Genomic DNA, 14786 nt, shown 5'->3' on the forward strand with positions numbered 1-14786 from the left:
TTTTGGCAAAAAATAACATTAGGATAATAAGTAAGTCTACGGCTGTCCCAGAATATAGGATTATTGAAGTAATAACATTTTGGATCATAAAACACCTCATTCAAATATATTTTTGAATGTATTGTAATATTAAACTTTGTAGATGTCAACCTTCAACTCCACCAAGATATAGATAAGAAGTTGGTGTACCAAACATTAAAAAGCCCTACCATCGAAATGATAGCAGGGCTTAATTTCAATCTCTAAATGATATATTTATCTATAAAAGATAGAGTAAATCAATTATTTTAAGTAAGCAGCGGCTTGTGCTCCAGCTTGACGTCCGAAGATGATGATGTCAGCTACAGCGTTACCACCGATACGGTTAGCACCGTGAACTCCACCAGTTACTTCACCAGCAGCGTATAATCCATTGATAACTGAACCGTCTTCTTTTAATACTTGAGCGTTTGTATTAATTTTCAAACCACCCATTGTGTGGTGAATACCAGGTGCGATTTGGATTGCGTGGAATGGACCAGTTGTTAAGTCGTGATCCATAGCAGTTGAACGACCAAATTCGCTATCTTTTTTATCAGCAACAGCTTTGTTCCAAGCTTCTACAGTTGCTTTTAAGTTTTCAGCAGGTACACCAATTTCTTTTGCTAAGCCTTCTAAAGTATCAGCAGTTTTTACTAAACCACGTTTTTCATAGAACTTAACAGCTTTAGCACGATCAGTTAATGCATTATCTAAAATTAAGTATGCATATTTTTCTGGTAGTCCGATAATTGCTTGAGATACTTTATCACGAGTTTCCATTTCATTGAAGAAACGTTTACCTTCTTGGTTCACAAGGATAGCACCTTCACCACGAACTGATTCAGAAATTAATGTTGAAGTTGATTGTTCAACAGTAGGGTGGATTTGGATTTCTCCCATATCTACAGTTGCAGCTCCAATTTCTTTTGCTAATACGATACCGTCACCAGTTGAACCTTTTTGGTTTGTTGTTACAAAACCGTTTAATTCAGGTTTGTATTCAGTAACCATTTCCATATTTGCACCAAAACCACCAGTTGTTAAAACAACAGCGTTTGAAGCAATCGTTTTTTCTTGTCCATCGATTGTAACGTTAACACCTGTAACTTTTCCATCTTTTTCGTTTACTTTGTTTACAACAGCATTTACAAATAATGGGATTTCACGTTCTGAAGCGTTACGTAATAATCCAGCTACTAAGTATTCACCTACAGCTGAACCATCAGCAGGACGGTGAGTACGTTTTTCGCTCATACCACCAGTAGTTGTTAAGTTACTTAATGTAATTCCCATAGAATCTAACCAATCAATCGCTGAAGCAGAGTTGTCTACTAAGTAGTGTAATAATTCAGGATTGTTTGTTCCATGTCCACCTTTTAAAGATTCTTCGTAGAATTTATCGTTTGAATCTTTGATTCCTTCAGCTTCTTGGAATTTAGTTTGAGAAGCATTCATCCCTGCTGAAGATTTAGTTGTATTTCCTCCTGCTGTAGCCATTTTTTCTAAGATAACTGGGTTTTTACCAGCTTCTTTAGCTTGGATAGCAGCTGATAAACCAGCACCACCAGAACCAACGATTACTACATCATAGCTGTCTTTTAATGTTGAAGGATCTGCGTATTTTTGAGCAGATGCACTTGCAACAGCTTCTGTTTTAGTCGTCTCCTTTGTTGTTTTTGTAGTACTACTATTTCCGCAAGCAGATAATAATAGAACTGAGGCGAAGGCTAAACTAGCCATAAGACTTTTCTTCATCTCTATTCTCCTTTTTGTGAAAAAATTTTTTTGCCTTAAATATCCTATCATAATTTTCATAATTTTTCAATATTCGATAAAAATGTTGCAAAAAAATGAAAAAGTTGTTGACATTTGATATAAACCAGTGCATAATAACCACATCAAGCGAAAAGGAGTTAGGAACATGCATCAAGTATTAGTATTACAATTGAATACTCGTTGGCAAAGCCACTAGATACAGGTTGTTCTTAACGTACATTTTGTACATATAGATACAACCTTCATTGACGTGAAATTGTATCTATGTGGAATTTTAAACATGAATGAACTCGACCACGTAGATCTAATAAAATAGAACCTACGTGGTCTTTTTGTATTAATAAAGAGACCCAAAGAGGTCTCTTTTTTCTTTATCGAGTTCATTCAAAGAAGTTTTATTTACATTGGAGGAATTTATTATGAAAAAAAATAAAGGAATTTTAGGATTTGCATTAGTATTATTAGTCGTATTATTAGGATCATTAATTTATAATTCAGTACAAAAATCTCAAAAAACAACAAATACACAAGAAGTAGCACAAACAACAACACAAGATAAAAAAGTAAAATTAGGGGTATTACAATTATTAAGCCACCCAGCATTAGATGCAATTTATCAAGGAATTCAAGATGAATTAGCTAAAGAAGGATATGAAGCAGGTAAAAACTTAGAAATTGATTTCCAAAATGCTCAAGGTGATCAAAGTAACTTAGCATCAATGAGTGAAAAATTAGTTTCTAACAAAAATGATGTGATTGTTGGGATTACAACACCTGCAACATTATCATTAGCAAATGTTACAAAAGATATTCCAATCGTAATGGGTGGGATTACTTATCCAGTAGAAGCAGGATTAATTAAAGATGAGAAAAAACCAGGAAATAACATCACAGGTGTTAGTGACCGTACACCAATTAAACAACAATTAGAAATTATGAAACAAGTTGTTCCAACATTAAAAACAGTTGGTATTTTATATACATCAAGTGAAGATAACTCAGTAAAACAAGCTAAACAAGCAGAAGAAGATGCAAAAGCTTTAGGGTTAGAAGTAAAAGTAGCAACAATTGCAAACACAAACGATATTCAACAAGTAACTGAAAGTTTAGCAAGCCAAGTAGAAGCAATCTTTGTTCCAATCGACAATACAATTGCAAGTGCAATGGCTACAGTTGTAAAAGCAACAGATGCTAAAAAAATTCCAGTATTCCCTTCAGCTGATACAATGGTTGCTGATGGTGGAGTATTAGGTTTAGGTGTGGATCAATACCAAATTGGTGTAGAAACAGCTAAAATGGTTGTAGAAGTATTAAAAGGTGCTAAACCAGCAGATACACCAATTAAATTAGCAAATGAAGGTGTCATCTACTTAAATGAAGAAAAAGCGAAAGAATTAGGAATTACAATTCCAGCAGATATTGCTCAAAAAGCACAAAAAGTTACTGCAAAAAAATAATTTAAAATAAAAAAAGTCTAGAGAGTTCACACATCATTGTTAAGGGAGAGGACATAAAGTTCATCTCCCTTAATGATGATTAAAATAAATGACATATAATGATAGCGAATACTGATTGAATAAGGTATAGTTATCTAAGAGTTTTGTATACATATATTTTATAGAAAAGGAAGGGAAATATGGATTTAATTATTTCAGCAATTTCTCAAGGGATACTTTGGGGAATTTTATCATTAGGTTTATTTATTAGTTTTCGAATTTTAAATATTGCAGATATGACAACAGAAGGAAGCTTCCCATTAGGAGCGGCTACTTGTGTGATGTGTATTCAACACGGTGTACATCCACTGTTAGCTACATTCATTGCCATGTTTGTTGGAGCATTAGCAGGATATGTTACAGGATTTTTAATTACTGTTTGTAAATTACCTAGCTTATTAGCAGGAATTTTAACAATGACTGGTTTATTATCCGTGAATTTAAGAATTATGGGACGCCCGAATTTATCCTTATTAAATTATAAAACAATTTTTAGTTTTTTAGAGGGAATGGAATTACCAAAGTATTTTGATATTATTTTAATTGGGATTGTATTTGTTGGAATTCTAATCGTGGCGATGTATGTCTTTTTTGCAACTGAAATTGGTCAAGCCTTAATTGCTACAGGGGATAATGAAAAAATGGCCATTTCTCTAGGAATTAACACAAATCAAATGACAGTATTTGGTTTAATGTTATCTAATGCGTTAATTGCGATGGCGGGAGCTGTTTTAGCTCAAAATAATGGTTATGCAGATGTGAACTCTGGTTTAGGGACCATTGTTATTGCCTTAGCAGCGATTATTATTGGAGAAGTGATTTTTGCGGATGAATCATTCGTAGGAAGATTAGTATGTATTATTTTTGGTTCGATTATTTATCGTTTATTACAAGCGTCAATTTTACGATTAAATATTTTTGATCCAAATGATTTCAAATTATTATCTGCAGTATTAATCGCTATTTGCTTAACAATTCCACAAATTAAACAAGCGATTTATAAAATTAGTCACCGTAAAAGTGTATAATAGGAGGTAGAAGATGGATATTAGAATTGAAAATGTTCATAAAACATTTTACCCAAATACAAATAGAAGTCATGATGCATTGATTGATATTAACTTAACGATTCATAAAGGGGATTTTATTACAATTGTTGGGGGAAATGGTGCAGGAAAATCAACTTTTCTAAATGCCATTTCAGGAAGTTTTCCATTAGATAAAGGACATATTTATATGGGAGATGCAGCAGTTGAACAAACAGCTGAATATGAAAGAGCAAAATATATTAGTCGTGTTTACCAAAATCCACTTCAAGGAACAGCGCCTCGTATGACTGTTGCAGAAAATCTTTCGTTAGCATTAAGAAGAGGATTAAAACGAGGATTAAGAAAAGGATATACAGCTGAAGAATTAGAACAATTTAAAGCATTATTAACTCCTTTACAATTAGGATTAGAAGAACGATTGGATGCAGAAATTGGATTATTATCTGGAGGACAAAGACAGGCAGTTTCATTATTGATGGCAACATTGCGCACTCCTGAATTGTTATTACTAGATGAACATACCGCTGCATTGGATCCAAAAACACAACGTAAAATTATGCAATTAACAAAGGAAATTATTGAAGAGAAACAGTTAACAGCTTTAATGATTACGCATAATTTATCGGATGCATTAAGATATGGAAATCGTTTAATGATGATGCATCGTGGAAAAATTATCCGAGTTTTTGAAAAAGAAGAAAAAGATGCACTAACAGAAGAAAAATTATACCAATTAATGGCAGAATTAGACGAAGCAGATTTTAATCAAGAAGCTTAATAAGGAGAAGGCAGACATTTCTAACAAGTGTCTGCTTTTTTTTGTATAGAAATTTCATATCATTTTTAGATTTACAGTTTTTATTCTAATGGAATTTGGTATAATGGAAACAATTAGAGTTGAAAGGATGTTTTAAAGTGGGATTGTTTAATAGTAAACAATTTGGGAAGAGCAGTTATATTGCAATAGGTGCTATCATTGGAATACTAGTTGGAACAACTGTTAGTTTATTCCGTTTATTTCTTGGAAAAACATTAGAAGGAGTTATCGTTGTTTATTCTTATTTGCAAGGCTCTCCTCAATGGCTACCGGTATGGATTGTTTTTTCTTTGATTATGGCTGTTATATTAGGGCAAATTGTTAAAAGTGAGCCTGATATTAAAGGAAGTGGGATTCCACAAGTAGAGCTTCAATTACAAGGTAAGATGGATATGAATTGGTGGTCTGTTTGTTGGAAAAAATTTGTTGCAGGATTTATTTCAATTGGTTCAGGCTTGTTACTCGGAAGAGAAGGCCCATCGATTCAATTAGGAGCTTCTGTTGCTCAAGGGGTAGCGGAAGGGTTAAAAAGTAATCGAGTTCAAAAAAATATATTTATTTCAAGTGGGGCAGGGGCAGGATTAGCAGCAGCGTTTAACGCACCAGTTGCTGGTTTAATGTTTGTATTAGAAGAAGTTCATCATACATTTAGTCCATTAGTCGCTTTAACAACATTAACAGCTGCTATCGTTTCTAATTTCGTATCGTTAAATATTTTTGGAGCACGCCCTTCTTTAAATTTAGGAAATGATCAAATCTTTCCAATGAGCCATTATGGTTATGTCATTTTATTAGGAATTGTCTTAGGATTATTTGGATGGGTTTATCATCATTATACTTTGCAATTACCAACCATTTATGGAAAGTTATTTCCGTTTATTCCAAATTATTACTACTGTATGGTTGCCTTTATTGCCATTATTCCATTAGGGTTATGGAATCCACATGTATTAGGTGGAGGCGGTGAAATGATTTTAGAATTACTTCAAGAAAATCATACCGTACAATTTTTAGCATTTTTATTTATTCTTCGTTTATTTTATTCAATGCTTTCTTATGGGACAGGATTACCTGGAGGGATTTTCCTTCCTATTCTTTCTCTAGGTGCATTGCTAGGGTTAGTGTATGCAGAAGTATTAATTCAATTCTTTGGAGTAGATCCTAGTTTACGAGTAAGTTTTGTTTTCTTTGCAATGGCAGGATATTTCTCAGCAATTGGGAAAGCTCCATTAACAGCCTTGTTACTTGTAACGGAAATGGTTGGAGGATTAAACCAATTAATGCCGCTGGGAATCTGTACGTTAACAGCTTATATTGTAGCTGACTACTTGAAGATGGGTCCTATTTATGAAATTTTAGCGGAACGCTTAGATTCAGAACATCCACATGAAACAAAAGGAAAACGAACAACTTTCGAAGTCCCAGTAATGGTAGAAAGTCCATTAGTTGGAAAAATGATTCGAGATATTCCATGGCCGAAAGATATCGTTATTGCAACTGTAAGAAGAGGAGCAAAAGAAGAAATTACTCGTGGGGATACGATTATGCGACCTGGAGATATTCTCATCGTTGTATGTGATGAAGGATTAGTTGGAGAAAGATTTGAAACAATGACACAATTATCCAAGGGATTACCGTTTTCTTAAACTTTATGGTATACTTCCTATGATAAATGGAATTGAAGGGGGATAGAAGGAAATGACAAAACATAACCTAAGTCCACAAAATGATGAATTGAAAGAGTTTGGCGATTCGCTTGCTAAATATTCAAGAAAAAATACTAGTTGGCTTTATTTATTATTCATTATCATTGTATTGTTTGGAGTCGTTTATTTATTTAATACGGTATCTAAGCGTTCAAAAGCCCCAATTGAGGCTTATCGAGAAGAATTTATTCAATTAAAAGAACAAATTCAGAGACAAGAGTTGAAAATTGAACAGTTGGAACAACAAATCAAACAATTGTCTGAAAAACCATAACATTTTAAATGAAAAGAGTGAAAATTTTTCGTATTTTTTCACTCTTTTCATTATTTTATTAAGGAATCATTTGAGAGCTTTTCTAAATTTGTTCGGAAATAGGCTTGTAAAAGGCTTTCAATTGTGCTATACTGACTATAGTGTTTTTGTTAGGGAAATAAATGGGATTTAAGAACTCCTTTTTGAACCACAGGCAGAAATATGAATAACCGTGCTTTTGGCACAAGGAGGAAAATGTTCATGGAACAAGGTAAAGTAAAATGGTTTAACGCAGAAAAAGGTTTTGGATTTATTGAACGCGAAGACGGAAGTGACGTATTCGTACACTTCTCAGCTATCCAATCAGAAGGATACAAATCATTAGACGAAGGCCAAGCTGTTGAATTCGAAGTTGAAGAAGGCGCACGTGGTCCTCAAGCAGCTAACGTTGTAAAACTATAATTTTATTAATTAAGAAAGAGGTTAGGAATTTCCTAGCCTCTATTTTTTTGTTTGAAATAATTTTGACAGGCTTTTCAATTCGGTCTACAATAGAACTATTCTATAAAGAGGTGGTAACATGAAAGCAAGAACAGAAGTTCCAGTAGAACAAACATGGGATTTATCATTATTATTTAAAACAGAAGAGGACTATAAACAATCGATTGAATTCTATAAACAATTAGTTGAAAAATTCTGTAAAAATTTCGAAAATCAATTAAACAGTGTAGAAGCGATTCATCAAAGTTTAGCAGATTATCGTGAAATTTTGGAATTACGTGGAAAAATTGTTCAATATGCAAGTTTAGCAGTTAATGCGAATACAAAGGATAGAGAAGCACAAAATCGTTTAGCAAAAACAAGAAATGTAGTAGCAGAATACGATGCAAAATTAAGTTTCTTCTCTCCTGAATTAAGTCAATTAGATGAAGCGTTATTAGCAGAAGCTTCAAAAAATCCTGAAAATACGATTTATCTGGAAAGGTTATTAGCAGATAAACAACATTTATTATCTAAAGAAGTGGAATCAGTCTTAGCAGCATTAGGAAATACATTGGATTTCCCTTATCAAAACTACAATGATATTAAATTCAAAGATATTCAATTTCCTAATTTTGAAGTTGACGGAAAAGAGTTTGAAATGACGTATAATAGTTTTGAAAAACGTTTAGAGTCAGACGAAGACAAAAACGTAAGAAGAAAAGCTTTTGAAGTATTTTCAAATACATTACGTAAATATGAACATAGCACAGCTTCCGCTTATAATGCTCAAGTTCAAAAAGAAAAAACAATGGCTACTTTACGAGGATTCGATTCAGTTATTGATTATTTATTAGATCGTCAAAAAGTTTCTAGAGAATTATATAATCGTCAAATTGATTTAATTATGGAACATTTAGCACCGATTATGAGAAGCTATGCTCAATTAATTGGAAAAATTTACCAATTAGATGAAGTACGTTATGAAGATTTAAAATTAGAAATAGATCCTCATTTCGCACCAAAAGTGAGCTATGAAGAAGCGAAAGCTTATATTTTAGATGGGTTAAAACCTTTAGGGGAATATTATCTTTCTATTATGAAGAGAGCCTTTGATGAGCGATGGATTGATTATGCGGAAACAATTGGAAAACGTACAGGAGCATTTTGTGCGTCACCATATGGGGCAAATTCATTTATTTTAATGTTCTTTACAGAAGGTATGAATGATGTAATGACATTAGCACATGAATTAGGACATGCTGGACATTTCCAATTAGCGCATCAACATCAAAATATTCAATTATCTAGACCTTCTATGTACTTTGTTGAAGCGCCATCGACTGCTAATGAATTACTAGTGGAAAATTATTTATTACAAAATGCAACAGATACTAGAATGAAACGTTGGATTATTTCTCAAATTATTGGTAAAACTTATTACCATAATTTTGTTACACATTTATTAGAAGCTCACTATCAAAGAGAAGTGTATCGATTAGTTGATGAAGGTAAAAATTTAGATGCAGAAACATTAAACCAAATTTATCGCCAGACATTAGAACAATTCTGGGGAGATTCTGTAGTGTTAACAGAGGGAGCAGAATTAACTTGGATGAGACAGCCACATTATTATATGGGATTATATTCTTATACTTATTCTGCTGGGCTAACAATCGGAACTCAAGTTGCCAAAATGATTCAAGAGAATCCTGAAAAAGCAGCTGAATGGGTAGAAGTTCTTAAAATGGGTGGTTCTAAAACTGCAGAAGAGCTTGCTAAGGCTGCAGGAGTAGATGTTTCTACGGATGAACCATTGAGAAATACAATTGATACAATTGGAGAATATGTAAAAGAATTAATTTGTTTAACGAATAGACTTGACTAGGGTAGTACTAGGACGCCAGTAGCCTCACTGTGTGAGTCTCTTGGCTAAAAGTTGAGCCTAGGGTCTCAACTTTTCCTGCAATAGAATCTGTGATACAGATTCTATTGCTCGTACTACTGCGTCAACTCTTTCGTTTTGTACGTGGATACATGAGAGAGCGTTAAAGATGAGACTTGACTGAGGTAGTACTAGGACGGTAGTAGCCTCACTGTGTGAGTCTCTTGGCTAAAAGTTGATCCTAGGGTGTCAACTTTTCCAAGTCTTTCGTTACTTACGTGAACAAATGAGAAATCGTAAAAGATGAGACTTGACTGAATTAGTATTTGGACAGTATTATATTAGCTCAATAAAAAAGAGTTAGGGGGTTATCCTCTAACTCTTTTTATTATCTCTATTTTTGTACCCAACAACGTCCGTCTTGAGCTAATAAGTCAAAACTTTCTTGTGGTCCAGATGAACCTGCAGGATAATTAGGGAATTGTACAGATGACTCAGCATCCCATGCTTGGCGAATACGATCCACAAATTTCCATGATGCAGCAACTTCTTCCCAATGAGTGAAGTTCGTCATATCTCCTTCCATACAGTCTAAAATTAAACGTTCGTATGCTTCAGGACTGCTTAAACCGAAATTCTTATCAAAGATTTTTTCTAAATGACTTGTTTGTAATCCATATGAATTTCCAACAGCTTTAGAATTAATAACAAAGCAGAAGCCTTCTTTAGGAGTAATATGAATAGAAATTCGGTTTGAAGGGCATTTACCTTTTGTTTCATGTTCAAATAATGGTGAATCAGCTTCTTTAAAGACAACGTCGATGACAGTTGTTTTAGAATTTAAACTCTTACCTGTACGAACATAAAATGGAACATCTTTCCAACGCTCATTATCGATAAAGACTTTACCAGCTACATAAGTTTCCATGTTAGAATCGTCAGAAACATTTTGATCTTGACGGTAACCAGGTAAGCTACCATCTAATGAAGGACCATATTGCCCACGAACAAAATTTTTAGCAACTTCTTCAGGAGAATAGTGACGTAATTGTTCTAACACATTAATTTTGTTTTGACGAACTGCTTCAAATGATTGAGGTGGCTCCATAGCGACTAATGCTAAAATTTGTAAAATATGGTTTTGAACCATATCTCTTAAAGCACCACTTGTTTCATAATATCCACCACGTTCTTCAACACCTACTTGTTCAGCAAGCGTAATTTGAACATTATCAATGTGTTCACGATTCCACATTGTTTCAAATACACGGTTCGCAAAACGAACAGCAGTAATGTTTTGAATCATTTCTTTTCCTAAATAGTGGTCGATACGATAAATTTGATTTTCATCAAAAGAGTGACGTAATTGTTCGTTTAAAATTTGAGCAGATTCATAATCTTTACCGAATGGTTTTTCAATAATTAAACGGTTATAGCCATGATCTGTTAATAAAGCTTCGTCTTTTAAATGCTGAGTAATTGTTCCGAAAAATGAAGGAGCCATTGCTAAGTAGAAAATTCTATTTCCTTCGATTCCATATTGTTGGTCTAATTTTTCAGACAATTCTTTTAATACGACATAGTGATGAGTATCTGTTACATTGTGTGCTTGGTAGTAGAAGTGACTAGCAAATTCTTCTGCTTGATTGACATCTTCTGTTAAACTTTGGACAGATTTTACTACAACTTCACGAAAATGTTCGTCAGTCCATTCACGACGTGCTGTACCAATTACCGCAAAATGATTGCGAATGAACCCTTTTTGAAATAAACGAAATAGTGCTGGGTATAATTTACGACTTGCTAAATCCCCTGTTGCACCAAAAAAAGTAATTAATACTTTTTGTTCTTGCATAATGAATGCCTCCTAGTTCAGATTTCTTTTCCAGTGTAAAATATAAAGGGAAAAATGTCTAATAATTGAACTGAAAATAAAATTTAATTTTGAAAAGGAAAGATAGGGCTGAAATAAAGGGCATTTCTTGCATGTAGGAAGTGAAATGTGTTAGATTAAACACAATAGTTCAATTTGTAGGAGTGTATCATATGACCATAAAAGAATTTTTGAGGATAGCAATTCTCAACCCAACACAATTATGGAAAATTATTGTAAAACCAATGAAGTCCTCAAAACGAGTATTTTTCTTATTAACACTATTATTAATGTTGCCAGGGATGATTCAAATGGCTGGCTTATTTCACTCATTAGGGCAGGATTTAGTAGAAATTAGTCAACAATTACCAGAATTTGAAGTGAAAAATCAGCAATTAATCACTCAAGAAAAAAATAAAGGATTTGTTTATAAGACAGATAGTTTAATCTTTGTCTTTGATGAAAGTGGAAAGACAACAAGTGAAGATTTATTAAATGAAACTTCTTCAACAGTTCCTGTATTTGCCTTATTAAAAGATGGATTTTATTTAGAAACGAATATTAATCATCAAAAAATTGAGTTAAGTCAGTTAGAAAATATGAATAAATCATTTTTCAAAGATATTGCAGTTACTTTCCAAAAAAATATTTGGTTAAGTTTACTGATTGTTTTTGTCATGTATTTCCTATTTAATACGGTTTACTTATTTATTATTTTATGGATTGTTTCTTTCATCGTAAAACTGATAGCCGTATTATTTATGAAAGTCTTTATCCGTTTCCCAAAACCGATTGGTTGGCAAGTAGTTCTAGGGGCAGCTGTTTTGCCTGTATTAATTTATACGATGATTGATTTACTAGGAATTCGTTTTATAGGACCAGGAGAGTTCATCTTTTTAGCAACTTCGTTTAATTGGGTACTAGGTATTCGCGAATTTTTGAAAAATAATCGACCACTATAAAATAAGCTGGAGAATTTTTGTTCTCCAGCTTTTTATTATTATTTACTATTTTTCTTTCTTGCAGATTGACGATTTTGTTTTTTACGTTCAATTCTTTGTTTTTGTTTAATTTCATGAGTTAGTTTTTTCTTGTACCCAGGTTTGACATGTTTTTTCGCTTTTTTAATCATTCCTTTTAAGCGAGGATCTAAGTCAGAACTTTGGGTATTTTTTCTTTTTTCACGACGAGAGCGGTCATAACTTTCCACTAATTCGCCATTTTTTAATTCCATTGTTTCAAAAGAAATTCCTTTTGATTCAAGTGTTTGAATCGCTTGTTCTTGGTTCGGTGTGTAGAAAGTGATGGCTTGTCCTTCTAATCCATTTCTACCAGTACGTCCAACACGGTGAATGAAAAATTCTAATTCGTTAGGAATTTCTAAGTTAATGACATGAGAAACACCTTCAATATCAATACCACGAGCCGCTAAATCTGTTGCTACTACATATTGATATTCCATTTGTTGAATTTGCTTCATCACACGACGACGTTCACGAGCAGGAATATCTCCATGAATGGTAGCAACTTTTAAGCTTTTCTCACGTAAAAATGCTGTCACTTCATCCGCTTTTTGTTTTGTATTGACGAAAATTAACATTAAGTATGGATGCCCTAATGTAATTAATTCAAATAACACCTCTAATGGATTTTGTGTTTTCGTTACTAATAATTGATTCGTAATCGTTGGAGAAACTAATTGTTTATTTTCAACATGAATAATTTTTGGATTTCCAAGATATTTCTTAAGAAATGGTTTAATTTTATCTGGAATAGTCGCAGAAAATACTGACATTTGTAACTCTTTCGGCATTCTTGAAGCAATTTCATCGACTGTTTCTAAAAATCCTAAGTCAAACGTCATATCTGCTTCGTCGACTACCATCATCGTTGTTGTTTGAACTAGGAGAGCATTTTCTCGCATTAAATCGAAAATTCTACCTGGAGTTCCAATGACAATATGAGGAGCCGTTTGTTGTAATTTTTGAACTTGACGAAGTTTATCTGTTCCTCCAACACATTTTTCTAATAAAATTGGAGTAGGAGCTTCTTCAATTAATTGAGCAGTTACACGTACTAATTGTTCTGCTAGTTCACGACTTGGAACAGTAATAACTAATTGTAATTCTTGTTTATTTGGATCGATTTTATGAATTAGTGGTAATAAGAAACTGTGACTTTTTCCACTTCCTGTTTGCGATTGACCGATAACAGATTCTCCTTTTAACAATAAAGGAATAATTTTTTCTTGAATTTTAGTTGGAGTAGAAAATGATAGTTTTTCTAATGCCGTTTGTAAAAATGGTTGTAATTGATAATCTGTAAATTTCATGTACTCATCTCTTTTCTATAATCTAGTTTGAAGCGATGCTATTATACCATAGTTTTAACGGATTTTAAAAAGAGAACATTTTATTGATAGAAATATCATAAAATTGTAAGCAAAAAAATTGCGTTTACATATGAAAGAGTGTTATCCTTTAAATATCAAACAGTACTTATAACTGTACTATATAGGAGGAATTAATTATGACTTATGAATTACCAAAATTAGCGTATGAGTTCTCTGCATTAGAACCTCACGTGGATGCTTTAACAATGGAAATCCACCATGATAAGCACCACAATGCTTATGTAACAAACTTAAACGCAGCTGTAGAAAAACACCCAGCTTTATTTGAAAAAAGCGTGGAAGAATTAGTAGCAGACTTAGCATCTGTACCAGAAGATATTCGTGGAGCTGTTCGCAACAATGGTGGTGGACATGCAAACCATAGCTTATTCTGGACTGTAATTTCACCAAATGGTGGAGGTCAACCTACAGGTGAATTAGCAGCAGCAATCGATAAAAAATTCGGTGGATTTGATGCATTCAAACAAGCATTCTCTCAAGCAGCAGCAACTCGTTTTGGTTCAGGTTGGGCTTGGCTAGTTGTTTCAAATGGTGAATTAGAAGTAGTTTCTACTCCAAACCAAGATAACCCATTAACAGATGGTAAAACTCCAATTTTAGGTTTAGATGTTTGGGAACATGCTTATTACTTAAACTACCAAAACCGTCGTCCTGATTACATTGCAGCATTTTGGAATGTAGTTGATTGGAATGAAGTAGCTCGTCGTTATGAAGCTGCAAAATAATTTTTAAGAAATTTTGATTTGTTAACTCTTTGAGATTCCGGTGGGGAAGCTTGGAGAGTTTTTTTAGTGTGGAAAAGATTTTTCTAATAGACTTCCCTGGGGATAGTAGCTGGGACGCAAGCAAACCTTCGGTTTCATTGCTAAAAATCGAGCCTCAGTCTCGATTTTTCCCGTAATAAAAGCCGGTGTGGCTTTTATTACTAAAGCTACTATGGAAAGTCTTTGATTTGTATCATGGGAGATGCGTATATTCATGATTTTTCGTAGTAGAGAAGGTTAGAAATAATATTTT

The 14786-nt window shown here is 33.3% G+C and carries 12 protein-coding genes and 2 pseudogenes; 10 read left to right on the forward strand and 4 right to left on the reverse strand.

What is annotated here, in order from left to right; all coding sequences use genetic code 11:
- Window positions 1-88, reverse strand: a pseudogene (locus RYK07_RS07330) (cadmium transporter); the annotation flags it as partial.
- A gap of 28 nt (window positions 89-116) precedes the next feature.
- On the opposite strand from RYK07_RS07330, the pseudogene RYK07_RS07335 reads away from it, so the two are divergent.
- A pseudogene (locus RYK07_RS07335) lies at window positions 117-246 on the forward strand (FanG protein).
- 36 nt (window positions 247-282) lie between these two features.
- Here RYK07_RS07335 and RYK07_RS07340 read toward each other — a convergent pair.
- The gene (locus RYK07_RS07340; RefSeq protein ID WP_314853185.1) at window positions 283-1776 is read right to left on the reverse strand and encodes a flavocytochrome c; all 1494 of its coding nucleotides are present in this window, start codon (window positions 1774-1776) and stop codon (window positions 283-285) included.
- Between the two features lie 440 nt (window positions 1777-2216).
- Between RYK07_RS07340 and trpX the strand changes: the two genes are divergently transcribed.
- From trpX to pepF, 7 genes are all read left to right on the forward strand, one after another.
- A complete protein-coding gene (gene trpX / locus RYK07_RS07345; RefSeq protein ID WP_314853186.1) occupies window positions 2217-3254 on the forward strand; it encodes a tryptophan ABC transporter substrate-binding protein in 1038 nt (345 codons plus the stop codon).
- Window positions 3255-3433: 179 nt separating this feature from the next.
- A complete protein-coding gene (locus tag RYK07_RS07350) occupies window positions 3434-4321 on the forward strand; it encodes an ABC transporter permease subunit (RefSeq protein ID WP_314853188.1) in 888 nt (295 codons plus the stop codon).
- A 13-nt stretch (window positions 4322-4334) separates the two neighbouring features.
- A complete protein-coding gene (locus tag RYK07_RS07355) occupies window positions 4335-5120 on the forward strand; it encodes an ATP-binding cassette domain-containing protein (protein WP_314853190.1) in 786 nt (261 codons plus the stop codon).
- A 137-nt stretch (window positions 5121-5257) separates the two neighbouring features.
- Window positions 5258-6805 (forward strand): ClC family H(+)/Cl(-) exchange transporter, encoded by a 1548-nt coding sequence (locus RYK07_RS07360; protein ID WP_314853192.1) that lies wholly within the window; start codon window positions 5258-5260, stop codon window positions 6803-6805.
- Window positions 6806-6857: 52 nt separating this feature from the next.
- Window positions 6858-7139, forward strand: coding sequence for a hypothetical protein (locus tag RYK07_RS07365; protein WP_314853193.1), 282 nt, complete (start codon window positions 6858-6860; stop codon window positions 7137-7139).
- A gap of 240 nt (window positions 7140-7379) precedes the next feature.
- Window positions 7380-7580 carry a cold-shock protein gene (locus tag RYK07_RS07370; protein WP_006703068.1) on the forward strand — a complete coding sequence of 67 codons (201 nt, stop codon included), beginning with the start codon at window positions 7380-7382 and terminating at the stop codon, window positions 7578-7580.
- A 118-nt stretch (window positions 7581-7698) separates the two neighbouring features.
- Window positions 7699-9486, forward strand: coding sequence for an oligoendopeptidase F (gene pepF / locus RYK07_RS07375; RefSeq protein WP_314853195.1), 1788 nt, complete (start codon window positions 7699-7701; stop codon window positions 9484-9486).
- Between the two features lie 391 nt (window positions 9487-9877).
- On the opposite strand, the gene zwf is transcribed toward pepF, so the two are convergent.
- Window positions 9878-11338, reverse strand: coding sequence for a glucose-6-phosphate dehydrogenase (gene zwf / locus RYK07_RS07380; protein WP_314853197.1), 1461 nt, complete (start codon window positions 11336-11338; stop codon window positions 9878-9880).
- Window positions 11339-11529: 191 nt separating this feature from the next.
- Between zwf and RYK07_RS07385 the strand changes: the two genes are divergently transcribed.
- Window positions 11530-12318 (forward strand): DUF1189 family protein, encoded by a 789-nt coding sequence (locus RYK07_RS07385; RefSeq protein ID WP_314853199.1) that lies wholly within the window; start codon window positions 11530-11532, stop codon window positions 12316-12318.
- A 38-nt stretch (window positions 12319-12356) separates the two neighbouring features.
- Here RYK07_RS07385 and RYK07_RS07390 read toward each other — a convergent pair whose 3' ends face one another.
- Entirely contained in the window at window positions 12357-13688 is a 1332-nt protein-coding gene (locus RYK07_RS07390; protein ID WP_314853200.1) for a DEAD/DEAH box helicase, read from the reverse strand.
- 197 nt (window positions 13689-13885) lie between these two features.
- Between RYK07_RS07390 and RYK07_RS07395 the strand changes: the two genes are divergently transcribed.
- Window positions 13886-14494 carry a superoxide dismutase gene (locus RYK07_RS07395; protein ID WP_314853202.1) on the forward strand — a complete coding sequence of 203 codons (609 nt, stop codon included), beginning with the start codon at window positions 13886-13888 and terminating at the stop codon, window positions 14492-14494.
- Window positions 14495-14786: the final 292 nt, after the last annotated feature.

It is taken from the genome of uncultured Granulicatella sp., assembly GCF_963528315.1.
Lineage (GTDB): Bacteria > Bacillota > Bacilli > Lactobacillales > Aerococcaceae > Granulicatella.